The organism is Rudanella paleaurantiibacter, from assembly GCF_009184635.1.
Classification (GTDB): Bacteria; Bacteroidota; Bacteroidia; order Cytophagales; family Spirosomataceae; genus Rudanella; species Rudanella paleaurantiibacter.
The window spans coordinates 151,846-175,821 of the sequence record NZ_WELI01000012.1 but is presented as its reverse complement, the minus strand read 5'-3'; the positions used below and the strand labels follow the sequence as shown (position 1 = coordinate 175,821).

The following is a 23,976-nucleotide window of genomic DNA, read 5'->3' as shown; positions in this document are numbered from 1 at the left end:
CCCTACTCAACCCGAACCTTACCAGCGCCTGAGTAGCTACGCAACTCAGCATTGTACATGGCATCGGCCGAAGCAGGGCCCACCGTGAACGTACCCCGAGTAACGGCCCGCACGAGGTAATAGTACGTTTGGGTTTCGCCGGTAGCCGTTACGTAAAAGTTAATCCGGTCGTCGCGCACGTCGAAATGGTCGGGCGTAGCGGGTTTGGCCGCCCCCTCCATCCACTTCATATCGCGTTGCTCGCCCACCAACCGGGGGTTTTCAATCTCGAAACCAGCGGGCAGCAAGTCGGTCAGCACCACGTTGGGCACCTCCAGCCCGTTGGTACTGGCAAGGGTCAGTTTCACCACAATCAGGTCGTTCTGCCGGATGCTACCCACCCGATTGCCGTTTCGGTCGCGGTACTCCCGGCGCACCGTCAGCCCATTGTCTTCATCGGGCGTAGTGCCATCGGCCGGAATCCCTTCCGACTGGAGCAGATAATACAGGCTCCCGCTTCCGGCCGTACGGAGGCTGACCGACGTTTGGGGGACTCGTTTCAACAGCAGATCAGCACCGGTAAAATTGCCCAGCGACTTACCCCCGGCCGAAACCGTGGCTGTAACGGTAGCGCCGGCATTTTGGCGAGCCAGTTTACCCAAGGCCAAAAACGCAAAGGCCGACTCCTGCGTGTTCAGGTACGAAGCCTGCCGTACTGCACCCGACAATTGGCGGGCGAGGGTCGGAATCTGGAGATTGTCGCGGTCGGTAGCGATGAGGGCTTCGAGCACCAACGCCAGATTCCGAATGGGCGACGCGTAACTACCACCCGACAAACGGCCCCGCGAGGAATCAATAAACCGTTTAGGCAGCAAAGCCCCGTAACTGCGGGTATCACCCAGCCGGAAAAACGCAGCCGCCAGCAGGTAGCGGGCGTCGGTTGTAAGCACCGCCGAATTTTTGTAGTAGTTCATGCTCGGGCGGTTGGGCTTACCCGCCAACGCCAGCGCGTAGAGGGCGTAAATGTGCGTTCGGCTGGCTACTTTGCGCACCGAGTAAGACCCTGTCTCGTCGTACACAGCCTCGTCTTCGGTAGCGGGCGTGCTGGTGAGGGCCGTCAGATAGTCAAGGGCTTTACTCAGCGTAGCCCCACGCACCTCATAACCAGCCCGGTCGGCTTCGGTCAGGAAGTGCACCGCGTAGGCCGTCACCCAATCGTCGGGTTTAGCGGCATCGGTACCGCCGGGCCACATGCCAAAACCACCGTTGAACTGCTGACTCCCTTCGATTCGCTCCACGGCCGCCCGAACGTTGAAAGCCGGGTTGAGGTCCGAATCGCCGTTGCGCACAAAATACACATTGGCCGTTTGCCCGATGGTACGGGTCAGGTCGGCAAAATAAAGTTGCGGGAACGCTTTCGAGATGGTTTGTTCCAGGCAGCCGTGCGGGTACCCTAACAGGTACGACAGCTCACGGCCGTATTGCAGGACGGGCGAGCGGCTCAACACTAGGCTGGTACGAGCTGTGCCGGGCAGATAGGCCGTTGATGCCCCCCCGAGCGTTTGGGTACTCCCGCCAGCGACCACACCCGACTGCGACTGTTTAACCAACGAAGCCGCCGGGCGAATGGTAATGTCGGTTTGGTCGGTGAACGTCTCGCCCGAACGACCGTCGGTCAGGCTTTGCACCGCCACCCGAATGGCTCCCGCACCGGTAGCCTGCCGGGCCCGCACCCGAAACATAACCCGTCCCTCGCGGCCCGGTTGCAGAGTAAGCCGGGTGGCCGACGCCGATGCACTGTCCTGCACAATATCGAGCGGCCCATTAACCGCCAACCGAACCGATACGGGCATGGCTTTGCCCGTAGTATTGCTGAGGGTTACAGGCAAATTCAGCTCATCACCGGGCGACAGGAATCGGGGTACACCGGCACTAATCACAACCGGGTCGGCTACTTTCAGATTATGACTGGCCGAACCAAAAGCCTCACCTTTGTAGGCCACCGCCATCACCCGTAAATCGCCGGAAAACTGCGGAATATCAACCGTAAACTCGGCCTCCCCATCGAAGCCGGTTTCCAGAATACCGCTCCACTGCGCTACGAGTTTGGCCCGGCTGTTGGCGAGCGGATTCACCCGTTTTTCGAGGTTGTACCCATCCCCCCCGAAGCTCGACCGGTTGCTTTTGAGCGACAGTTCGGGGAAAAGCTGTGCGTATAAATCGTGGCTACTGACCTCCAACGCCCGCTTTTGGTAGAAAAAGCCGTGCGGGTTGGGCGTCTGGAAGTTTTTGAGCTGCAAAATCCCCTCATCAACCACGGCAATGGTCACTTGCGCGTTGGCCTTCGTTTTCACCCGAATGGTTTGTTTGGTCTTAGACCGCGACCCACTGACAGCCGCTATCTCGACGGGCAACTGCGTGCTTTTGTCCGACACCGTTACGGGCGCAAAACCATGCGCTACCGTCAACGGCAGGTTGGCCTCTACCCCATCCGGCGACTCCATGGCCCGGATGAGGGTAGCCGTCACGTACACATTAGGCAGATGGTCGTCGCCCAGCGGGAAGCTCCACTCGGCCGATTTATCGATAATATCGAGCCAGCGATGTTCGAGCACCCGATTGCGTTCAATCGTGACGAGCAACTTACCGTTGAACGGGCATTTAAACAGCACCTTAGCCCGGTCGCCGGTTTCATACGTTGCCTTGTCGAAGGTCATCAGTACCTGCCCTTCCTGGCTTACTTCAAACGACGAAGCCGTGGTACTGTTGAAGCCATATGCGTAGAATTTGGTTGTGGTGTAGCCGGTGGTAGTGGCTCCAGCCCGACGGATGCGAACCTCATACTCACCCGATACGGTGGGCACATACCGGAACGAAGCCCGCCCGCCATTGTACGTCAGGGCATTGGTGTACACCGGTTTTTCGCGACGGCTGGTGCGGTACTGAAGCACGCCGTTGGTATTTTTTTCAACCACGGTCTGGTAATCGTACCGGACAATCTGCACCGTCGACTGAGCACCCGGCCGCAACCGTCCTTCGCGGTCGAGGGCTACCGACTCAAACGCCAGCGGGGCATTGGTGGTCACGTAGGTGTCGGCGGCACGAACACCGAAAAAGACATCCTGCGTAAACACATCGAACCGCCGAAGCCGATTGACGGGCCGCCCGTTTTCGTCGAATACCGTGGTAAACAGCTTTCCTTCGAGCACGCCCATATCGGCAAATGTAGCGGCCACCGGAAACCGCTCAGTGGCCTGTCCGTTGGCGTTGGTTCGGCCCTGCCGGAGTTCTTTCACGATGGTACCGGCCGAGGCCCCCTCAGGCTTTTCAAGGGCATCCATACCGCCAATGGTGAATCCATACTCCTCAAACCCTTTGGCCACAAATGCCTTACGCTTGAGTTGAAGCTCCAATTCGTAAGCCCGGTCGGCAGCGGGTGGCCCAAACAAGTTGGTAGCCGTAGCCGACACCGTGATGGTTTGACCGCTTCGGTACACAGTGCGGTCGGTGAGCACGTCGACTTTGATGCGGTCGGGAATAAACTCCTCCACACTAATCGACTCGGAGGTAAGCAGCACGTTGTTGGCGTTGAGTACCTCCACGGTGTATGTGCCCGTAACGGCCGCCGGGTCGAGCGGAATATCCGTGGCTACAGCCCCCTCGCTATTGGTTTGCTTACGCAGGCTGCGGAACTCACGCCCATTGGGCAACAGCACCCGCACCGTAAGCGGAATAGCCCCCACGCTCTCCCAGCGAGCGTTGCGCACCACCGTGTTCATATGCATGGTTTCGCCGGGCCGGTAAATGTTACGGTCGCCGTACACGAAGGCTTCAAAGCCGGAGGTATTATCACGCTTGCCCTCCACTTCAAACCGCGACGTTTCGACTTCGGTATCGGCCAACGACAGAAAGTTGAAATCGCCATCGCCGTTGGTTGTTTCAAGAGTAGCGGTCACCATCGCCATGGTGAAGCCGGGCGCCCGCTCGTGTACATTTTCGAACCGGGCCAAGCCATCACCGTCGGTTTTGATGGTCATCACCGACTGGTTGTTGCTACTAATAAGCGACACCGACACGCCTTGTAGATTTTCGGCCGTTCGGATCGACTTGGCCCACACCAGCACGTCGGTTTTGGTCCGGCGGGCAATCAGGCCAATGTCCGACACCGAAACCAGCTGGCTCGCACTCAGGTACGCTTCATCGGCCGACCCCACCGAGATCAGGTACACCCCGCGCATGGGCCGCTCGCGGGTGCTGCCGGGGCTATCGGGTACGGCGATGTTGAGGGCCGAAACACCCCGCACTTTGGGCAGGTCGGTGGTTTCGACTGTCTTGTTAACGAGCACACTGCTATACTGCCCCTCTTCGTCGTTGACGTAAGTATAGGCCCCCGTGGGCGACCAGTTTCCGTCGGCTGTTTCGCCGTACTCCTCATAGCGCCCGCCTTTGAGGTAGTGCAGGATGTTGTTTTCGTACAGTTTGGCAATCTTGACCTGTACTTTCGGCACGTTGACAATCGACAGACCCACGTTGCGCGCACCCTTCGACGACAGGTACATGGCCTTTTTGTTGGCAAACTGAATACTGGCGGGCATTTTCCCGAAAAACAGATCACGGCTTACCGGCTCGGCCAGCTGCGTATTGAGTACCCCCCGAATCTGATCGGTGAGGGTGAGTACATAGGTATCGGTTTCGTTGAAATCGCCCCGGATAATGAAGCCGTTTTCGGTCAGTTCGGCCGTTGTTTCCACGGCGGGCTGAATCGTGTAATACTCCGACAAACGACCCGGTTGCAGCTCCTGCGTTGTAATAACGCGGGCAAATCCCTGCACACCGGCGGCTCCTTTCTTATCGAAGCCCGTTTGCACATCCACTACTTCTACGGCACGGCGGCTGGGCAGCGAAGCCCCCTGTTCAATCACCTCCTGGCTGGTGTAGCCAGTATTGGGCACCTTGATACCTTTGTCAATTTTGAGCGTTAGCGGCTGCTCGTTGTTCGATGCCGGTGCGTCGGGCAGGGTGAGGGCTACGGCGGTTTGCCCCTCTACAGCGGTTGGAGCCTGGGTGGTGAGGGCTTTGTCGGTTTCGGCGGTGATGTTCACTTTGCCAGCCACTTCACCCGCCGACACGGGATAGTTGAAATTGAGCCGAAGCTTGGCCACGGGCTGCCCCGTTTCGCGCGAGCGGGTCCACCAGCTTTCGGTGCCGGAGAGCTGAAGGTAGGGTGTATGAAACGCAATCTCCTCACCCGAAAGCGTCAGGTCTTTATCGGTTGCGTGGGTCAGCAGTTTGTCGGTTAATTCGGCGCGGTAATCGGTGGCAGGGTCGAAGGCCACGGCCGGAGAGAAAATCAGCTCATTTTCGGACACCCATTTGAACTTACCCCGCACGGCCGGCTTAAACCGCACGTACTCGGTAGAGTCCCACTCCTGAAGCCGACCGGCCGGAGCCACATTTTTATTGAAGGCAAAACTCAGATTTTGGGTTTGCTCCACTTCGTCCTCAAAATTTCGCCCCACCACCGACACCTCGTTGAACGATAGCCGAGAGCAATTGATAAGCAGAAGCGGAATAAAGAAAACGAAATAGGCAATGTAGTTACGTGTACGCTGGGGGGTAAGCATAGCTGATATGAAATCGTGACGATTAACGCGGAAATATGCCGAATTGGCAGCCAGCTTGCAAGAAGCGATGAGGGAAAGGTAAAATGTTCGAGGCTTTTTCGGCCTACTTTCAGAAGAAAATAACGGCATAGCTAAAGCCACAAAAATGGGCCTGCACAACTGGGTAGCAGGCAACGCTTCCGGGAGCTATCCAGTTGGTTCCAATACGCTATAAGCAACTGATAATGACATAATTTGAACTTGTTTTACAGAATTGGTGGATTAACTAAAATTTTTAGTGGACTATTCACTTGATATATCATAAAAAAATCTAGTTTTATCTACCCGATCATTCACTATCACACTCTTTCCTATGCCTTCTTTCTTTACCTGTTCCGCTACCCGAATCCAACAGCATCCGAATCTACAGATTGGTTTTCTTCGGCTTGTCAACTAGCCGTTCAATCGTACTGTCAGGCTGTCTCTGCCCCTGATTCTCATTCTCCAATGCTCTTCCTGTACCAGACACCAGACCCTGAACTCGGTTCGGTGTACTCGTTCCTGCTTTACCAATACTGGTCATCCGGCAAATCCTCAAGTAGCTTGTAGTAGCCCGGTCATGTACCCCATCCAGTACATTGGTTTTATGCCAAACATTGAATCTCCATTCTATTCACTATAAAACTTCTACCATGCACCTCAAACTTCTGCTATTCTCGCTGCTGATAGCCATCTTGCCACCTACTCTATCCTCAGCCCAAACCGTTAATTGGGCTACCCTCTTCAAGAACTCAAACGAGCAACAGCCAACAGCTATCGCTCGGGATGCAGGCGGAAACATTTATGTTAGTGGTTATTACAGGGATAACCTAACCTTCGGAGCTACCACCCTCCGTGGCAACACCTCCTCTTTTTACTCATTTGTTTGCAAAATGGCCTCTAACGGCACCGTGACCTGGGCTAAAAGTTTTACCTCAACATCGGGCGCAAATTTTACCAACGCTATTGCTGTCGACAATAATGGTGCAGTTTATGTAACAGGTTATTTCTCGAATACTATTGATCTGGACCCTGGGACACCTAGTGTACCCGCTACCACAGCAGGCAACAACGATGTGTTCGTGGTTAAACTGGATACCGACGGGAATTACGCGTGGAGTAAACAGTTTGGAAGTAGCCGGGCTGAAACCGGTACGGCAATAGCCGTCGATAATTCGGGCAATGTTTACGTAGGGGGCTCGTTCACAGGGGCTAACACAACCCCCGGTAGCAACATTATCACATTTGCACCCGGTATCACCACATTAAGCAATGACCAGCCGAGTAATGACATTTTTACGGTAAAGCTCAATGGTAGCGATGGCACGCCCCAATGGGCTATATCACTTGGCAAGTCGGTTGCCGGGCAAGGGGAGGCATTGGGAGGTATTGCCCTTGCGCCTGATGGATCAGCCATTTACCTAACAGGCTTGTTCATTGGTGAACTCGATTTTGATCCGAGCCAGAGTGGCGTAACCATGTTAACTGCTACTGCCACCAATGCCTCTCAGGTGGGGCAGGATGCCTTTGTGCTTAAGCTAGGTACGTCAAATGGCAGCTTTATCTGGGCGGCCGGTACCAGTGGGCAACCCGGCAACTTTGTTCAGATTTCGTATAGCACAGGTATAAAGGTGGCCCCCAGTGGAAATATATACGCTATCGGAAACTTCAACGGCATATTTGATTTCGACCCCAGTCCATCCGGCGTAACCAGTGTTTCATCGTCAATGAATGCTGCCGCAACTGCCCGCAGTATTGATAGTTACGTTTGGAAACTAAATCCCTCCGGTGGGTTGGTCTGGGTTAAAACCTACGGGGGTACCGGGGCAGAGGGTACCGATGGCATAGGCTTGGATGCCGACGAGAACGTGTACATCACGGGTTCTTTTTCGGGTGTCGTTGACTTTAACCCCAACCCTTCAGTTTCGAACACGCTGACATCTGCAGGCAACAACGATCCTTATGCCCTCAAGCTCAACGTCAACGGCGATTACGTACAAGCGATTCGATTCGGGGGCAGCACCCTTTTCGACCTGGGCGCGGGTATTGCCCCGGGCAGCACTACCGAAGCGACGATTGCTGGCTATGTTAACGGCACTTCAAGTGTTAGTTTTGGAACAATCAACCAAACACCCAGCGGGAGTCGCGATGTCTTTGTTACAAGCTTCAACTTTCCTAACCCGTGTGTTCCACCCGCCATCACCCAGGAGCCACCAGCTTCCGGAACGGTTTGTGCTGGAGGATCGGTCAATACACCCGTTACGGTTACAGGGGCAGTAACAAGTTATCAGTGGTTCAAAGACGGCGTATCGCTGGGAGCCTCCCAAAACACCTCTACGCTTTCTCTGACGAATACGCAGCCAGGCGATGCAGGCAGCTACGTGCTGGTGGCTACCGGCTCATGCAACAGCGCTACCTCCACAGCCTTCAGCCTGTCAGTGAATCAACCAGCATTTGCAGGAGCACCAGTGTTGTCGCAGAGCCTCGTTGCGGCCGGCCAGGCAATGACTGTAAACTTTCAGGCTAGCCAAATTAACTGCGGGTTTCCGCCCAGCGGACCTTTTGTGATAGAACTAGCTACGAGCCCAACCCCAACCACGTTGACGGTGAGTGGGATCAGCAGTCAATCATTGATTACAGTAACCCCCACTAGTTTACCGGCAGGATCGTACCAGCTTCGTATTGGATATAATAATCAGGTTTATAGCCCTTATACAACGTTGATTATTGATTCACCCCTGTCTATTTCAACCGTCCAGACTACCTTGTGCGTAGGGGGCACAGTCCGGCTGGAGGCCATCGGCTGCGAGGCTGGCGTGGTAGAGTGGAGCACGGGGCAAACCGGGCGTAGCATAGATGTTGCCCCCCAATCAACAACAACCATTTCGGCCTCGTGCGTCATTACGTCTGGCGTACAGGGTCAGTCGGCACTAGGTTTACAAAAGAAGACGGGCAAAGTTGATGGGTTTATAAACCGACCTAATCAGGATGCCTTAAAGCCCGACTGAACACCCGGTTCGTTTTACGCACACGTACTTCGAACGTTAAACTACAGCGGGAAAAGCTTTTCCCGCTGTAGTTATTTAACCCCTCAGCGCACCCTGAACAGGTCCACCAGTTTGGGTACGTAATCATCGTGGGTGTCGAGGGCGAGGTAATTAGCCTTGTACTGTTTGCACAAACGCTCAAGCCGGGCGCGGTTATCGTTAAACGTATTCTGAAGCCCCGCCCGAAACGCCCGCGACGAGGTATTCACCCAGTTAGTACGGCCCGTTTCGGCATCGTACACCGGAATAATGCCCAAAGGTGGCAGGTTGACTTCGCGCTGATCGTAAAAATGAATCACGACCAGATCGTGCTTGCGCGCCAGCGCTTTCAGACTCTGCTCGTACTGGGTGTCGATAAAATCAGACAGCAGAATAACCACGCTCCGCCGTTTGAGCACATTGAGGGTAAACAACAGAGCGTCGGACAGGCGTGTGCGAATCGACTGTGGCTGGAGCTTAAACAGGCTCATAATAAGCTGGTAGCCACTTTTCATACTATTGGCAGGCTTACTATACAGTTCTTTCTGGTCCGAAAAGCAGTACAGACCCACGTGGCTGGCCTCCCGAATAGCCGACATCGCCAGCACCCCGCACACCTCTTTGGTCACGTCGAGTTTGGTGCGTTCCTGCGAGCCTACCCGTTGCGAGGCACTCACATCGACCACGAAGAAAACGGTCTGATCTTTTTCTTCCCGGAAGACCTTCACAAACGTACCGTGCCCTTTCGACGACACGTTCCAGTCGATAGCCCGCACGTCGTCGCCGTACTGGTAGGTTCGCAGGTCGGCAAACTCAAGCCCCGACCCCTTGAATACCGACCGAAAGCTACCCCGCATCTGGCTATTCACCGCTTTACGGATACGGATTTCGATGTGTCGGAGCCGGGTAAGAAATTCATCCATGCGTTCGTTGCAGACAATGGGTGGTTATGGATATCCCAGGGCGCACCTATTGATGTTAATGTATGTTAGTAACTGATAATACTCAGTATTTGGTACGCATCCGAATTGTAGTTTCGCACCCGAAAGTTAATCGAAAATGAGTACGCACCGTATCGCCGGGGTCTTCCTGGCTCTTTTACTGTTGGTCACTGGCTGTTCGGACACCGACGGCGTTGAAAAACCCGACAAGCTGGTCGAAGCCGACAAAATGGCCCAGATTCTGACGCAGGTTCACCTGGCCGAAGCGCAGGTGGGTCGGTACACCCTCCGGTCGACCGATTCGTCGACCATTATTTTCAAGCGACTTCAAACGGGTATTCTCAAAAAATATGGGGTCGATACGTCGGCGTACCGCAAGAGTTATATCTATTACTCGGCACACCCCGACAAGCTGGAGGCTATTTACGCCAATGTAACAAAAGAGCTGCAAAAACTGAGCAACGTCTCTTCGGCATCGGCTACCGCACCCAGCACCGCTACAGCCACCCGCGCCACCGTTGGCTCGGGCACCCTTCAGCGACCCCAGTAAAACCACCAAGCCATGCATGTAGGCATTATCGGAGCGGGCATTTCGGGCCTGACGTTAGCATACGAACTCCAAAAGCGGGGAATTCCGTACCGGCTTTTCGAAGCCACCGACCGGGTTGGCGGCTATATCCAATCGGAGCGCGAGGGTGCCTACCTACGCGAAATTGGCCCGAACTCCCTGTTGGGCGGCTCCGAACTGCTCAACTGGCTCGACGAGCTGGGCCTGACCGGGCAAATCGAGATGGCCAAGCCCGTGAGCAAAGCCCGGTATATATTCCGTAACGGCCAATACCGCGAACTTCCTTCGGGCCCGCCCGCGCTTCTGCTGGGTTCGTATTTCAGCTGGAAAACGAAATGGGCCATTTTCAACGAGCGGAACAACAAAACAACGTCTCCGCCGGGCGAAACGCTGGGGCAGTTTTTCCGCCGTCGGTTTTCGAGCGAGATTGTCGACTACGCACTGGCTCCGTTTGTAGCGGGTATCTACGCCGGTGACCCTGAGCGGCTACTCGTATCCGAAACCTTTCCGGTATTGCTTCAGTACGAACGGGAATACGGCTCGGTACTCCGGGGCTTCATCAAAAACCGCTCGGGCGAACGGCGGCAGTCGTTCAGTTTTCACGACGGGATGCAGACCCTGCCCTACACACTGGCTACCAAACTGAGCCACCTGGCCTTGAACGATGCCGTAAGCCAGCTACAACCCCTCCCCGACGGGCGTTGGCAGGTTACGGCCACTTCGGGTACGTACTCGTTCGACAAGCTGGTTCTGTCGACACCCACCGGCCCGGCAGCTCACCTGCTGGCCGCTATTCAACCAGACTTGTCGGCGGCTCTGCGCCAGATTGAATACCCGCCCATGACGGCCGTGCATTCGGCCTACAAACGCGCTGATGTGGGCCACCCGCTTGATGGCTTTGGGGGGCTCAACCCCGCCAAAGAAGGTCGGTTTTGCGCGGGACATATCTGGAGTAGCTCGATTTTTGGGTGGCGCTGCCCCGACGACGAAGTGATGCTGACTACGTTTGTGGGTGGAAAGCAAGCCCCTGACAATGCCCGCAAGCCTGAGTCTGAGATTTTTGAGCAGGTGCACCGCGAACTGTCCGAAAGTCTGAACATTCGGGCGCAGGCACCGGTATGGCGTAAGCTGGTGCGTTGGGAACACGCCATTCCGCAGTACGACGCCAGTCTGGCGGCTGCCAAACCGCTCATTGCCGCTCTCGAAACAGACAACCTGTATGTGAGTGCTAACTGGTACGGCGGCATCTCCTTGCCCGACTGTATTCGGAAAAGTCAGGCATTAGCCGAGCAATTTGGCGTGCCGGTTTTGGGCGACTGATGTTCCGGTTTTTAGTGTATCGTTTTGGGTTCTTGTTGGTTGTATTGGAGAACAGGGTTGTTACCTAAAACACCACCGCCAGGGTCTTTCAGACTATACTTCTATTCAATAACAACCTTATCACTCAATATATATAGCAACTAACACTCCGGTTTTTCCGTATCGTTTTTGGGCGACCGGGGGGTACTATCAGGTCAAAATTGATCCGGCAAATAAGGTGTAAGACAAGTTTGCCAACCGTCCTTTTAACCACCCCCCGCCCCCTCCTTGAACTAAGGAGGGGGAGCAGAAAAGGTGCCTTTATTGGCTCCCCCTCCTGTTTTTAGGAGGGGGCCGGGGGGTGGTTGAAAACGCTAAACCGGCAGCGGATGGCTGGTAGGCACAAACTTGTCTTACACCTCGGCAAATTGGCCTGACAGCACTCTTTGCCGAACGCGGCCCACGCTCTTTATTCACCGTGACAATCTGTCAGATTGAACCGCTCTGGAACAACTTTTGGGGATAAACCGACATCACACGTATTCTCCAAACAGTTACCTAAATACTCATCCTTTATGGAAGCGGTACAGAACGAAAAAGAAGGGACCAAACGCGGGCAGATCTCGATCCATACCGAGAATATCTTCCCGATTATTAAGAAGTTTCTTTACTCAGACCACGAAATCTTCCTGCGCGAACTGGTTTCCAACGCGGTGGACGCGACGCAGAAACTCAAAAAACTGGCTTCGTACGGCGAATACAATGGCGAACTGGGCGACGACCTGAAGGTAACCGTGGCGTTCGACAAAGAAGCCAAAACGATCACGATCAGCGATCGGGGCATCGGGATGAGCGCCGACGAGATTCAGAAATACATCAATCAGATCGCGTTTTCGGGAGCCACCGAGTTTATCGAAAAATACAAGGATAAAAGCGGGCAGGTCGACGAGAAAGCCATTATCGGCCATTTCGGTTTAGGATTTTACTCGGCCTTCATGGTGGCTAAAGAGGTCGAAATTATTTCGAAATCATACCGCGACGAAGAGCCCATCAGCCGCTGGGTGTGCGACGGCTCGACCGAGTTTGAGATTGGCCCCGCCGAAAGCCGGGTGTCAGGCGGCACCGAACGCGGTACCGACGTGGTTCTGCACATTGCCGAAGATTCAGAAGAGTTTCTGGATGAGTACCGGTTGCGGGGTATTCTCGAAAAATACGGCAAGTTTCTGCCCATCCCGATTGAGTTTGACGGCAAAGTGGTGAATAATACCACGCCAATCTGGACCAAAGCACCCTCGGACCTCACCGACGACGATTACAAGAATTTCTACCGGGAGTTGTACCCCATGTCGGAGGAGCCCCTGTTCTGGATTCACCTCAACGTCGACTATCCGTTCAACCTGACGGGCGTTTTGTATTTCCCCAAACTGAAAGATGGTTTTCAGTTCAAGCGCGAAAAAATTCAGCTGTACAGCCGTCAGGTATTTATCACCGACGAGGTAAAAGACGTGGTGCCCGACTTCCTGATGCTGCTGCACGGGGTTATCGACTCGCCCGATATTCCGCTCAACGTGTCGCGCTCGTTCCTGCAGACCGACTCGAACGTGAAGAAGATCAACAGCTACATCACCCGCAAGGTAGCCGATAAGCTGAACGACCTTTTCAAAGCTGACCGGGCTGCCTACGAAGCCAAATTCGACGACATTGGTCTGTTTGTAAAGTACGGTATCCTGAGCGACGACAAGTTTTACGAGAAAGCCAAGGACTTTGTTCTGCTCAAAAATACCGAAGCGAATGGCACCCCCTCGCGCTACTTTACGCTCAACGAATACCGCGAGCACGTACAGGCCAACCAAACCGACAAGAGCGAAACGGTGGTAATGCTGTACGCAACCAACGCCCAGCAACAGCACGGCTACATTGAGTCGGCACACCGGCGCGGCTACGATGTACTGCTGATGGACACGCAAATTGACGCGCACTTCATCAATGCACTCGAATACAAGCTGGAGAAAACGTCGTTTAAGCGCGTAGATGCCGATACGCTCGATAAACTGATCGACAAGGGACTCAATACCGAAAGCGTACTGTCGGAAGAGGACCGGACGAAGCTGAAAGACCTGTTTGAGCAGACATTAGACAACAAATCACTGGCAATCAGTATAGAGTCGATGCCTGCCGATGAGCTTCCGGTAACGATTACGATGCCTGAGTTTATCCGCCGGATGAAAGATATGTCGGCGCTGTCGGGTGAGCAGTCGTTCTACGGCTCACTGCCCGTATCGTACAACGTGGCCGTAAATGCCAACCACCCGCTCACGAGCAAAATTCTGAGCACAACCGACGCTGAGGCCCAGAAAACCTTAGTGAAACAGGTGTACGACCTGGCGCTGTTGTCGCAAAATATGCTCACCGGCGCCGACCTCACGGCTTTTGTACGCCGGTCAGTAGCGCAGTTGTAAACAAAAGAGCCCTTTACCAAAAGGCGGCTGGTTTCCGAAACCAGCCGCCTTTTTTGCTTTAGCATTCAAGAAGTAGCAAAATGGCTTCCTCCGAAAGAGCTTCGAACTCGATTTGGGCATCTTGAACCCCTCGAAGAGCCAGGCCGTCTTTAGCTTCGAGCAGACGGTTAGCTACTTCAAAAGCGCCCTGCAACACCAAAACGAATACATTAGCCTGCGCATCGGTCAGGGAATACCGCCCCTCGGCACGCCCGTCGAACTGCCCGATCCAACAGGCCTGAGTTGCCGGGCTACCCAAAGGCAGCAGCTTGTTTCGGTGGCTTACATCAATCGCGAAGGGGCGAATTTTGGGCGTTCCCTGGGCCTCGTTAACCAGGCGCCAGCAGTGCAGTACGTTGATGTATTCGGTTTCGTAGGGATTCGTAACCGTGTACGATTCATCGGCCGCCAACGAGAGCCACGCGGCCCCACCCGGTTCCAGAAAATCAGATACAGCTCCGCAACCATACTCCAGCCCGCCAACGAGCGGCAACAGCAACACCTCGGTAGGCTGCTCAACCCGGAGCGACAGGCTCGCCCCCGGCCGTAGCACATCGTCGTTGAGCAATTGCAAGGCCCCAAACGGCTGACGGCCCTCCTGTCGGTAAGCCCCGAATTTGAAGGTATGGTAACTCCGAAACCCTTCGGATTCGGAACGGCCCCGTTCGGTAGCCAGAAAAATCTGTACGTCGGTTTGGGTATCCATGCATAGCCGCCCCATCGGGCGGGTTTCTCTATCAGGCTTTCACCACAATTGTATGCGTCAAAGTGTAGCCACCCGATACGCTCCCCGACACAGTAGCCAGTTCGGTAGTGAACCCATCGCTAAATACATTGTCGCGTTCATTGAGGGTATCCTGCGCACCTTTCGTGTAGCCATACGACTGCCCCGTTGTGTAGACCGTATTGGCAGAAGCATACGGGAACGCTATCTGAGTCACCAGCAGCGATTTTCCCGCCGAGTTATAAATGTGTACGTGAATATGCGGAGCCCGACCCGGATACCAGCCGGGAAAAATAGTGGTGAACCCTACGGCCCCGTTGGCGTCGGTCACCTGCCGCCCCCGCAAAAAATCGACCGTTGTGAAATTGGCACTCTGCATCCCCGTACCGCCGTACTCCGAATAGTAGCCATCTTTATCGCAATGCCACACATCAACCAGCGCCCCGGCCAGAGCTGCACAGCTCGCATTGGCATTTTTGATGGTGATATTCATCGTCATGGGGATACCCGTACGGCCATCCCGAATGTCTTTCCGTACAAAATTGGCCGGTACTTTCGTCGGGAACGGACCTTCTGTTTCAGTGGACGTTACGGTACAATCAGATGACGAACTACCGTTGGTGGAACCGCTTGCCGTGCTGCTGCCCGATGTCGACGTGGCCGCCGGGTCGACTTCGGTACCGCTACAGGCTGCCATCAGAGGCATAATGGCGCTCAGACTCAACAGACTACCAAAGCCGCGCGTCAAAAACTCTTTACGTTCCATACGAACGGGGTATTTTAAGGGGTTAAACGCTTTACCACCTTTACGGTATCAACCACCTTATTCGTTGCACAAACAGCCCGGACCATGCGTAAAAAAGCCAAATGTGCCGACGAACCCGCAAATCCTGACTACTTTCAATTGTATGAAACCATCGTTTGTTCAAAAGCTCCAGAGCGGTAAGCCCCTGCTCGGTACGCTTGTTTCGTTACCAACCCCTGAGATCGCCGAAATTCTGTCGTCGGTTGGGTTCGATTGGCTGTTTATCGACATGGAACACAGCACCCTGAGCCCGCTCGATGTACAACGTCAGCTACAGGCCATCCGGGGCGATTGCCACGGTCTAGTACGCGTTGCCGAAAACAATCCGGTCTGCCTCAAACAGGCACTCGACGTAGGAGCCGACGGTCTGATTATCCCCTCGGTCAACACCGCCGACGAGGCCCGGCAGGCCGTTGCCGGGGCAAAATACCCACCCGTGGGCACCCGTAGTGTGGGTATCGGGCGGGCGCATGGCTACGGAAGTCGCTTTGCCGAGTACGTACGCGAAGCCAACGCCCACACGGCGGTCATTATCCAGATTGAGCACATCCGGGCCGTCGAAAACCTCGACGCTATTCTGGCGGTCGAAGGAATTGATGGCGTTTTCATTGGCCCCTACGACTTATCGGGGAGTCTTAACCGCCTGGGCGAAGTGGGGCACTCGGATGTTCAGAATGCCATTCAGACCATAAAAAAAGGATGCCGACAACACGGCATCCCGGCAGGAATTTTCACACTACAGCCCGAATCGGTCAAAACCGAGCTTGAAAGTGGTACGCAGTTCGTAGCCGTTGGGACCGATGCCTCGTTTTTGTGGAAAAGTGGGCAGGTGCTTGTGGATACCTTTCGGGCCAGCCACGGGTGAAGTGAGTTTACGGTTTTTAGTTCTCCGTTTTGGGTTTATCGTTTGCCCTTGTTCTTTATCCTATTTTCAAGGAGGTAAACCCCGTTTTTGTTGGCTACCACGATGTCAGGTTTTCCGTCGCCGTTTATATCCTGTGCCACCACATTCAGGCCCGAGCCCGAGTCGTTGTCAATAATGTGTTCTTTGAAGTAGGGGGCTTTGCCGGGGGTAAACTCAAACCACATCAGAATAGCCGCGTCGCTATCGCCGGGGTCGCGGCCGTGGTGCGCCAGAAACCGCTTACCCGTAATGTAATCGGCCCGGCCATCACCGTTCAGGTCGGCCATAATCGACGAGTGTGTTTGGGCGGTGGTGTTGCTCATGAGGTGCGCCCGGAAATTGATTTTGCCCCCCTCATCCACTACCTGCTCGTGCCACCAAACCCCCAACGCATGGGCCGACGCGCTCACCACGTCGTTGCGCCCGTCGCCGTTCACGTCGAGCACCTGCATGTGCGAGCAGGGTTCGCCGAGGTTAGCGGGCCGAAATACCCAGTTGCCCGCCTGTTTGTCGGCCGTACCTTTGAACCAACCTTCGCGCACGACCACATCGTTCAAACCGTCGTTGTCAATATCGCCGTAGCCAATTCCGTGCGAAAACGGCTCAGTACCGGGCACATTTTCGGCCGTCAGGGCAAAGCGTTTCCAGGCGGTTTCGCCCGGCTTTGAGGGCGATTTGAGCCACACAATCTGCTTTTTGGCCCGGTCTCCGCACAAAATATCGAGCCGCCCGTCGCCGTCGATATCCACAAAATTGGGCGACTCATTGGCAATCCCAACCGAGTCGGCCAGGATGTGCTTCGTCCAGGCTACGGGCGTACCGGTCGACTTCTGTTTGGGATTCTCGAACCAGAAACCCGGTTTGCCCGGAAAGTCAACAATCACCACATCGTCCCAACCGTCCTGATTCACATCCATGCCCAGATTCAGAAACGAATTGCTGTACTCTTTGCGCGGGTCGAAGGTGCGCGAGGGGGCCATTTCGTGGCGGGTCCAGTTGGGAGCTTCAAACCAGTAATAACCCGCCACAATATCGAGCCGACCGTCTTTGTTCAGGTCGGCCACGGCTACCCCTTCCGACAGAAAATCGCCAGTCAGTTTGGTTTTTTTGAAGTTTCCGGCGGGTACTACCACCTTGGCCGGTGCCCGGTCGGGGGTATTGGCCGACTGCTGTTTCCGAACATCAAACAGCGTTTTCGATGGCTCCTGCGCGTGGGTGAGCGGGGCAGTCAGCAACAACAGCGCGGGCACCCAGTGGCATATATAGTTTCGGTTCATGCGTATTCGAGCGAAAAAAGGTTAGGCTTTTACTTCCGGGCTACTCATTCAGCACCTTGGCAATCAGGGTTTGTAACGCGTGTGCCTCGTGCGAATGCCCCATTTGCCCCACCCGGTCGTTTAGTTCTTTGAGGAGCTTTTTAGCGTCGTCGGTGCCGATAGCCGCAATTCGCTGCACCGTGTACGGCAGATGCTTCGGCATTTTCGACTTCTGCGCCAGGGCCAGGGCCCGCTTCATATCTACCTCCGCAAGCGGTTCCGACGCGTACCAGAGCATCAGCGGCAGGTTGTGGTCATCTTTGTCGGCCTCTTTCTGAACGAGGGCTTCGAGCACCTCCCACCGTTGCGTCGGGTCGAGCCGGAGCATGGCCGACGTGAGGTAAAGCCGCACCAGTGATGAGTTGTCCTGCTGTGCCAGTTGGACCATTCGTTTGAGGGTTTCGGGCGACACGGTCTTGTCTTCAGCCAGCAATTGAACGGCCCAACTACGGACGTATTCGTTTTCGTGGTCGAGCAACTGCGTCAGTTCGGTTTCGGTAAGGCCACCCGTCACGTGCAACGCCCAAAGAGCCCGGAGCTTGCGCGTAGGGTCGGGGTTCGTTTTCAGCATCTCTTTGAGCGCCTTGTGTACTTTCTTGTTGGGGCCGCGCTCCTGCAACAGCGTGCGGGCCTGCCGAACGTACCACTCGTTGGCGTGCAACTGATACCGCACCAGCTCGGCATCGGAGGCTTTCGCCAGGTCGAGCTGCACCCACTTATCGTTTTCGTGGGTGATTTTGAAAATCCGCCCCATCGTTTTGTCGTGCACGTCGGGGTTCGAGCTGTGGCACTGATTTTTATCGTACCAGTCAATCGCCCACACCGACCCGCTCGCGTCGTATTTCATATTGAGCCATTGCGACCAGGAGTCGTTCATGGCCAGAAAATCGGGCCGGTGATTCACCATGTAGCCCGAGCCCGCACGAGTGGGGTGGTCGCGGTTGAGCCGGGCACCGTTGATGTTGTTCATGAAAATATCATTGCGGTACTCCTGTGGCCAACTGCCGCCGAGGTAAATCATGGCCCCCGCGTGGGCATGACCGCCCCCGGCCGAGGCCGAGCGGAAATTGCCCGCGTGTGGCCCCCGCTCCCCTACCCAGTGCACATGGTCGGCATGGGTTTTAATATCGTCGTAGGTGTACGGGTTGAAATGCTTACCCGCCTGCCGCACATACCGCCCACCCTGAATCATGTGGTACATGTGCGGAATCACGCAGGCCGTGATAAAAGCATGGCCGTAATCGTTGAAATCAATACCCCAGGGGTTGCTTGTTCCCTCGGCAAACAGCTCAAACTGACCTGTTTTGGGGTGAAACCGCCAAACACCCGCATTCAACTTGGTCCGCTCCGAATCGGGCGTTCCGGGCTTACCAACCTTAGAATGCGTAAACACGCCATGATTGCCGTAGAGCCAGCCGTCGGGCCCCCAGCGCAGACTGTTGAGGGTTTCGTGGGTATCCTGCGTGCCCCAGCCATCAAGGAGTTTCTGCGGTGGGCCAGCCGGTTTGTCGGCTTTGAAATCGGCCGGGATAAATAACAGGTACGGAGCCGCCCCCAGCCACACGCCCCCCATACCTACCTCAATACCACTTACAAGGTTGAGCCCTTCCATAAACACCTTGCGGCTATCGAGGGTACCATCACCGTTGGTATCTTCTAAAATCAGGATGCGGTCGCGGCCCTGTCCTTCGGGAGCAGGCACCGGGTAGGTGTGCCCCTCTACCACCCACAAACGACCCCGCCAGTCGACGGTGAAGCAGATGGGCCGCACCACATCGGGCTCGGCAGCCGCCAGCGTCACCTTGAAGCCCTTGGGCAGGGTCATGGCTTTGGCTGCTTCTACGCCCGACAGGCCCGCGTTGAGAACGGGGTCGAGCGGGGGCAGAATAATGATGTCCTGCGGTTTCAACTCATTCGGAAACGAAGGCCGGGTCGGGTAAAACAGAAACTCATCGAAGTTGATGTGCGCCCACTTGTCGTTCGGAATGTAGGGAATTTGCGAAATGCCCGTCTCATTGTCGATGATTCGGATAAAGATTTCCTTGTTCAGATAGGATTGTAACGCCACCACAACCGGCTGCAAGGTGGCCCGCCCCTGCCCCGTACTGTGAAAAATAACCTTGTTCGTAGCGGCTTCTACCAGCTCGACGCGGGTATCCTGCAAGGCCCCGCCCGATACCCGAAATGCGGCAAACGGCTGTGTCACCAGAAAGGGCACCGATGTGAGGGTTCCGGTACGTTTGTAATTGGCCGTGCCGCCACTGCTCAAAAAGTACTTCCCGGCAAAATTGATGGCCATGTCTTTCTCGTGCACGGGTGAGGGGTCAGCATCGACAAGTGGGTTTGCGAAGGCATCACCCGTAGCGGTCCAGTCACCGAGCGACCCCGATTCAAAACCAAGGTTGAGCGGTTGACCGTTGCGGGTGGGCACCTGACCGGCAACAGTGGCCGTGTTGATAGCTCCCTCAACTACTTCAAACGCCCCTACCATGCCGGCAGTACGGTGTCCCGGCACGGTGCAATAGTAAGTATCGCTTTGGTCGGCCCGGAACGTGATACTCGTTTGGCTGCCTTTCTCCTGCAAGGTTTTACTCTTGAGACCGAGCTTCTCGAGGGCAATGTCGTGCGTCATCAACTCCCCGTTGGTGATTGTAATGCGCACCCGGTCGCCTTTGTTGGCCTTCAGGGTCGGGTTGCGCGAGCCATCTTTGGCAAAATAGCCCAGCATAGTGGCTTCGAGGGCGTAGTCTCGGTCAATTTTGGCGGTGTCGGCAGTAGGCCGGGCTTTGGCGGTTTGTGCCAGTGCCCCATCGGGCGATACCAGCAGCAACCCCGCCCAGAGCAGAGAGATGCGTACACAAAAACGGTTCATGGTTAAGGGGGTAATCGTTCAGGAACAAACGTGAATTAGGAGCTGGAAGTAAAAGGTGCCTATGCCCGGAATATACGGACTCCGCCCATAGCTATACGCTAAACTGACGGATTGGGCCACCGGGCGTTTACAACTCGGTGATGGTCAGGTCGCGAAACTCAACCTGAGCGATACCTCCGCTATGGATCTGCACGGCAATAACGCCACGGGCCGGTATCGTTGGGTCGGTTTCGGTGTAGTCGCAGGTTTTTACCCCGTTGATGTACAGCTCATGCCGGTTGCCCCGACAGCGGACAATATAGCTATTCCAGCCCTGCTTGTTCAGCACGTGCCGGAGCGTACGCAAATCGCCCCCGGCCAGCTTCCCTCGCCGGTGCTCATCGTAAATATCACCCCAGTAACCGTCGCCAATATCGGCCTGATACCCAATAATCTGCCCGTCTTTAAGCACCGACCGGTACTGAATACCACTGTTAATCATGCCCGTAGCCGGGTCGCCAGTGAGCCGGAACAGGCAGCGAAACTCAAAATCACCGTATTCTTTCTCGGTACGCAGGTAGGTATTTTCGGGGATCTTTTTCTGACCGTCGCCACTCCGGATGGCACTATCGGCCACAAACCAGAGCTTCGCATGGGCCGGATGGACCGGTTGCCAGCCCTTCAGGGTTTTTCCATCAAAAAGCGACACCGTTTTTTCGGGCGATTGGGCGCGCAAAACCGATGTGCAGAGCCAAAGCCCTAACAACAAAAGTTGCCCCGGCAGCAAGCGGGCCAACGGTTGATTCCAGTTCATACAGGAAGGGCACAATCGGCCCGGTTAAGGTGATTAGTAGTGAGTAAAGAGCCCCCACCTACTCCGGTTACTCACCTCAGCGCCACCGGTATGCCCATAAAAAACCCATTGCCGCCCCGGCTTCGGAACGGCAATGGGTTGATCATATTCAGCCAGTAAATTTAGCTCAGGCCACCGGGCTGCCGGCCACCGAACTGCCGGCCACCATCTTTTCAATGAGCAGGATAAACAGGTGAATCACTTTAATGTGGATTTCCTGAATCCGGTCGGCATAGCCGAAGTGGGGTACCCGGATTTCAACATCGGCCTGCCCCGCCAATTTGCCACCGTCTTTGCCCGTGAGCAGCACCACGCGCATCCCTTTGGCACGGGCCGCTTCGACCGCCTGAATCACGTTGCCCGAGTTGCCACTCGTACTGATACCCATCAGCACATCGCCCGCCTGACCGAGGCCCTCAATAAAGCGCGAGAACACAAAATCGTAGCCATAGTCATTGCCTACACAGGTGATGTGGCTTGAGTCAGAAATAGCAATAGCGGCCATTGAGGGGCGGTTTTCGCGGTAACGACCCGACAGCTCTTCGGCAAAGTGCATGGCGTCGCAGTGAGAACCGCCGTTGCCGCACGAGATAATTTTCCGGCCATCGTTCAGCGCATCGGCCATGAGCCGGGCCGCCTGCTCAATCTGCTGCAGGTGCAGCGGGTTATTCATAAACGACTCCAGCACAGCCTGTGCTTCGGCCAGTTCCTGTTTGATTAAATCAAGCATATTTTCAGAATCGTCGGGCCAGGGCCCCGACACGTTTAAAACAGTAAATTCCGGTATGCGTAATTCCAGCGAATACCAATCGACGCAAACTGATTGGTGTACTCCAGAGGCCGGAACTGACTCGACTGAAGCCGGTACGCATAGCGCCCTTCGATAAAGAAGTTGTGCCGCAGCATGTACGACGCCCGTGCATCCACGAAGGTCGTGATGGTGGTGCGGCCCTGCCCGATAAAGTTACCGTCTGTGCGGAAACGCGTCTCGTAATTTTTGGTGATGTTGCTGCCGTAGTTACGGCCCGGCGGGTCGGCACCGTACTCGGCTACCCGGAAAATACCCGTCAGAAACAGCTTGTTGTACTGATAGCGGGCAATGCCGATTGCCTCTTTAAAGTTGCCGCCCAGCGGGTGCGCCAACGGCTGATTGTAATGGGTATAGTTGGTTTGACCGCCTAAGTGCGCGTACATGTACGGGCGAGCCAGGTTGTACTCACCCTGCAAATCCAGGTTTGGCACTCCAAATGCGTCGATGTATTTGAGACCCAACTGCACGGCGTACTTGTTTGTCCAGGAGCCCCCGTTGTTCAGCAGGTCGTTGATCCGAAACTCATCGAACATGATCTGCCCGTAGGCCATGAAATGCTTCAGGAAGTTTGCTTTTGCGTCGAGACCGGCAAAGCTATTGTCGGCACTTCCCCGGTACGACTCTACAAACCGGTACAGAATCAGGGGGTTCATGTAGCCAATTTCGAGCCGGTCGCGGCTGTACACAATGGACTCAAAAATCCCGACGTTAACATGCTTCCCAATATTCACGCTCAGGTGGTGCATGGTCGAGTACTTGTTCGGAATCAGCTGCTCATTGCTGGTCAGTTCCACATTCTGTAGCTCCGTAAACAGGTTGGTGTACTGAATGTGCTTGCCGAAGCGGGTAGTCAGTTTCAGGAACAGGTACGGTGAGGCATTGTCGGACAGGAACATGGACCGGAAACCGTTGCCGAAAAAGTTACGGTCGTGCCCAAACTGTACGTTGATAATCTTGAGCAGATTGAAATTGAAACTCCCCCGTGCCGATATAAAGTCGGCCCCGATTCCGCCACCGGCCGGAAACCGCTTGGTGAAGCCTTCGCCGGGGGCAAACCCGTTGGCATCCGACAGGTCGGGTTTGCCGTACAACTGAGCGTATTCGCGCACGTACTTCGGGTAAAAAACCTGATTATCGGCGAAATACGAGTAAAAGCCCAACTTTTTACCGATAGTGCCGCGCACCTCCACCCCGCGTGTATTGGCATAGGTACTGGTGCGCTCAGGGTCGCTGCTGTCCAGATCAAAACTCAGGTTGATAACCGGATTCACGTGCAGGTCGAACTCGGGCGTCTGCACGCTGTAGAAGTCGGCTTTTTTCTTGTAGAAAACCTTCAGAAACGGTCGTCGGCTATCGCCGGGCGACATAGTGCCGTACTGCATATTGCGGATAATGGCGTTATCCGACGGAATTGAGTCGGTTCGGGGCATAACCCACTCCCAGCTATCGTTGCGCAGGTAAGCCAGATTGAAACGGTCGGCACTGGAGAGCCGATAATCCAGATTGGCCAGTACGCTGTCGGTCAGTTGCACAACGGCCTGCCGGGTGTACGGTTTGGTGGAGCTATGAAACCCCTCGGCCCAGCGACCCTGCCGGATTTCCATCCGGTCGATCAGGTGGTGATAATCGGCATTATACGGTAGATGTGGACTTTGCGCTTTCGCTAATAACGTTGATAAAAAAACCAGCAGTAATCCGTAAAGAACGTGTTTCATAAAAAGCATCGTACAACAAATGCTGGGCCAACCCCTCATTCCTG

At 55.1% G+C, this 23,976-nt stretch carries 14 protein-coding genes; 5 read left to right on the top strand and 9 right to left on the bottom strand.

What is annotated here, in order from left to right; all coding sequences use genetic code 11:
* Positions 1 to 2 precede the first annotated feature (2 nt).
* The gene (locus tag F5984_RS23145) at positions 3 to 5,603 is read right to left on the bottom strand and encodes an alpha-2-macroglobulin family protein (RefSeq protein WP_152126592.1); all 5,601 of its coding nucleotides are present in this window, start codon (positions 5,601 to 5,603) and stop codon (positions 3 to 5) included.
* A gap of 671 nt (positions 5,604 to 6,274) precedes the next feature.
* Between F5984_RS23145 and F5984_RS23140 the strand changes: the two genes are divergently transcribed.
* Complete coding sequence (locus F5984_RS23140) at positions 6,275 to 8,629, top strand: SBBP repeat-containing protein (protein WP_152126591.1); 2,355 nt, start codon at positions 6,275 to 6,277, stop codon at positions 8,627 to 8,629.
* An 83-nt stretch (positions 8,630 to 8,712) separates the two neighbouring features.
* On the opposite strand, the gene F5984_RS23135 is transcribed toward F5984_RS23140, so the two are convergent.
* Complete coding sequence (locus F5984_RS23135; protein WP_152126590.1) at positions 8,713 to 9,570, bottom strand: DUF58 domain-containing protein; 858 nt, start codon at positions 9,568 to 9,570, stop codon at positions 8,713 to 8,715.
* A gap of 136 nt (positions 9,571 to 9,706) precedes the next feature.
* On the opposite strand from F5984_RS23135, the gene F5984_RS23130 reads away from it, so the two are divergent.
* The 3 genes from F5984_RS23130 to htpG all read left to right on the top strand — a co-directional run bounded on the left by F5984_RS23130 (position 9,707) and on the right by htpG (position 13,914).
* The gene (locus F5984_RS23130; RefSeq protein WP_152126589.1) at positions 9,707 to 10,138 is read left to right on the top strand and encodes a DUF4296 domain-containing protein; all 432 of its coding nucleotides are present in this window, start codon (positions 9,707 to 9,709) and stop codon (positions 10,136 to 10,138) included.
* Positions 10,139 to 10,150: 12 nt separating this feature from the next.
* A complete protein-coding gene (gene hemG, locus F5984_RS23125; protein ID WP_152126588.1) occupies positions 10,151 to 11,476 on the top strand; it encodes a protoporphyrinogen oxidase in 1,326 nt (441 codons plus the stop codon).
* Positions 11,477 to 12,030: 554 nt separating this feature from the next.
* A complete protein-coding gene (gene htpG, locus F5984_RS23120) occupies positions 12,031 to 13,914 on the top strand; it encodes a molecular chaperone HtpG (protein ID WP_152126587.1) in 1,884 nt (627 codons plus the stop codon).
* A gap of 58 nt (positions 13,915 to 13,972) precedes the next feature.
* Here htpG and F5984_RS23115 read toward each other — a convergent pair whose 3' ends face one another.
* Together F5984_RS23115 and F5984_RS23110 are read right to left on the bottom strand one after the other, a co-directional pair.
* On the bottom strand, positions 13,973 to 14,659 hold the full coding sequence (locus F5984_RS23115) for a pirin family protein (RefSeq protein ID WP_152126586.1): 687 nt from the start codon (positions 14,657 to 14,659) through the stop codon (positions 13,973 to 13,975).
* Between the two features lie 31 nt (positions 14,660 to 14,690).
* Entirely contained in the window at positions 14,691 to 15,443 is a 753-nt protein-coding gene (locus tag F5984_RS23110; protein ID WP_152126585.1) for a dioxygenase family protein, read from the bottom strand.
* A gap of 142 nt (positions 15,444 to 15,585) precedes the next feature.
* Here F5984_RS23110 and F5984_RS23105 point away from each other — a divergent pair, with 142 nt between their 5' ends.
* The gene (locus tag F5984_RS23105; RefSeq protein WP_152126584.1) at positions 15,586 to 16,347 is read left to right on the top strand and encodes an HpcH/HpaI aldolase family protein; all 762 of its coding nucleotides are present in this window, start codon (positions 15,586 to 15,588) and stop codon (positions 16,345 to 16,347) included.
* A 35-nt stretch (positions 16,348 to 16,382) separates the two neighbouring features.
* Here F5984_RS23105 and F5984_RS23100 read toward each other — a convergent pair whose 3' ends face one another.
* The 5 genes from F5984_RS23100 to F5984_RS23080 all read right to left on the bottom strand — a co-directional run bounded on the left by F5984_RS23100 (position 16,383) and on the right by F5984_RS23080 (position 23,932).
* Entirely contained in the window at positions 16,383 to 17,663 is a 1,281-nt protein-coding gene (locus tag F5984_RS23100; RefSeq protein ID WP_152126583.1) for an FG-GAP repeat domain-containing protein, read from the bottom strand.
* A 40-nt stretch (positions 17,664 to 17,703) separates the two neighbouring features.
* Positions 17,704 to 20,574: a PVC-type heme-binding CxxCH protein gene (locus F5984_RS23095; RefSeq protein WP_152126582.1), complete on the bottom strand. Its 2,871-nt coding sequence runs from the start codon at positions 20,572 to 20,574 to the stop codon at positions 17,704 to 17,706.
* A 127-nt stretch (positions 20,575 to 20,701) separates the two neighbouring features.
* On the bottom strand, positions 20,702 to 21,367 hold the full coding sequence (locus tag F5984_RS23090) for a 3-keto-disaccharide hydrolase (protein WP_152126581.1): 666 nt from the start codon (positions 21,365 to 21,367) through the stop codon (positions 20,702 to 20,704).
* Between the two features lie 166 nt (positions 21,368 to 21,533).
* Entirely contained in the window at positions 21,534 to 22,136 is a 603-nt protein-coding gene (gene lpcA / locus F5984_RS23085) for a D-sedoheptulose 7-phosphate isomerase (RefSeq protein WP_152126580.1), read from the bottom strand.
* 35 nt (positions 22,137 to 22,171) lie between these two features.
* Positions 22,172 to 23,932 (bottom strand): hypothetical protein, encoded by a 1,761-nt coding sequence (locus F5984_RS23080; protein WP_317163138.1) that lies wholly within the window; start codon positions 23,930 to 23,932, stop codon positions 22,172 to 22,174.
* Between the last annotated feature and the right edge of the window lie 44 nt (positions 23,933 to 23,976).

What these genes read in the sequence shown, in the direction of transcription:
- F5984_RS23145 (WP_152126592.1), bottom strand. Translation starts at nt 5,603, where the DNA reads ATGCTTACCCCCCAGCGTACACGTAACTACATTGCCTATTTCGTTTTC.
- F5984_RS23140 (WP_152126591.1), top strand. Translation starts at nt 6,275, where the DNA reads ATGCACCTCAAACTTCTGCTATTCTCGCTGCTGATAGCCATCTTGCCA.
- F5984_RS23135 (WP_152126590.1), bottom strand. Translation starts at nt 9,570, where the DNA reads ATGGATGAATTTCTTACCCGGCTCCGACACATCGAAATCCGTATCCGT.
- F5984_RS23130 (WP_152126589.1), top strand. Translation starts at nt 9,707, where the DNA reads ATGAGTACGCACCGTATCGCCGGGGTCTTCCTGGCTCTTTTACTGTTG.
- hemG (WP_152126588.1), top strand. Translation starts at nt 10,151, where the DNA reads ATGCATGTAGGCATTATCGGAGCGGGCATTTCGGGCCTGACGTTAGCA.
- htpG (WP_152126587.1), top strand. Translation starts at nt 12,031, where the DNA reads ATGGAAGCGGTACAGAACGAAAAAGAAGGGACCAAACGCGGGCAGATC.
- F5984_RS23115 (WP_152126586.1), bottom strand. Translation starts at nt 14,659, where the DNA reads ATGGATACCCAAACCGACGTACAGATTTTTCTGGCTACCGAACGGGGC.
- F5984_RS23110 (WP_152126585.1), bottom strand. Translation starts at nt 15,443, where the DNA reads ATGGAACGTAAAGAGTTTTTGACGCGCGGCTTTGGTAGTCTGTTGAGT.
- F5984_RS23105 (WP_152126584.1), top strand. Translation starts at nt 15,586, where the DNA reads ATGAAACCATCGTTTGTTCAAAAGCTCCAGAGCGGTAAGCCCCTGCTC.
- F5984_RS23100 (WP_152126583.1), bottom strand. Translation starts at nt 17,663, where the DNA reads ATGAACCGAAACTATATATGCCACTGGGTGCCCGCGCTGTTGTTGCTG.
- F5984_RS23095 (WP_152126582.1), bottom strand. Translation starts at nt 20,574, where the DNA reads ATGAACCGTTTTTGTGTACGCATCTCTCTGCTCTGGGCGGGGTTGCTG.
- F5984_RS23090 (WP_152126581.1), bottom strand. Translation starts at nt 21,367, where the DNA reads ATGAACTGGAATCAACCGTTGGCCCGCTTGCTGCCGGGGCAACTTTTG.
- lpcA (WP_152126580.1), bottom strand. Translation starts at nt 22,136, where the DNA reads ATGCTTGATTTAATCAAACAGGAACTGGCCGAAGCACAGGCTGTGCTG.
- F5984_RS23080 (WP_317163138.1), bottom strand. Translation starts at nt 23,932, where the DNA reads ATGAAACACGTTCTTTACGGATTACTGCTGGTTTTTTTATCAACGTTA.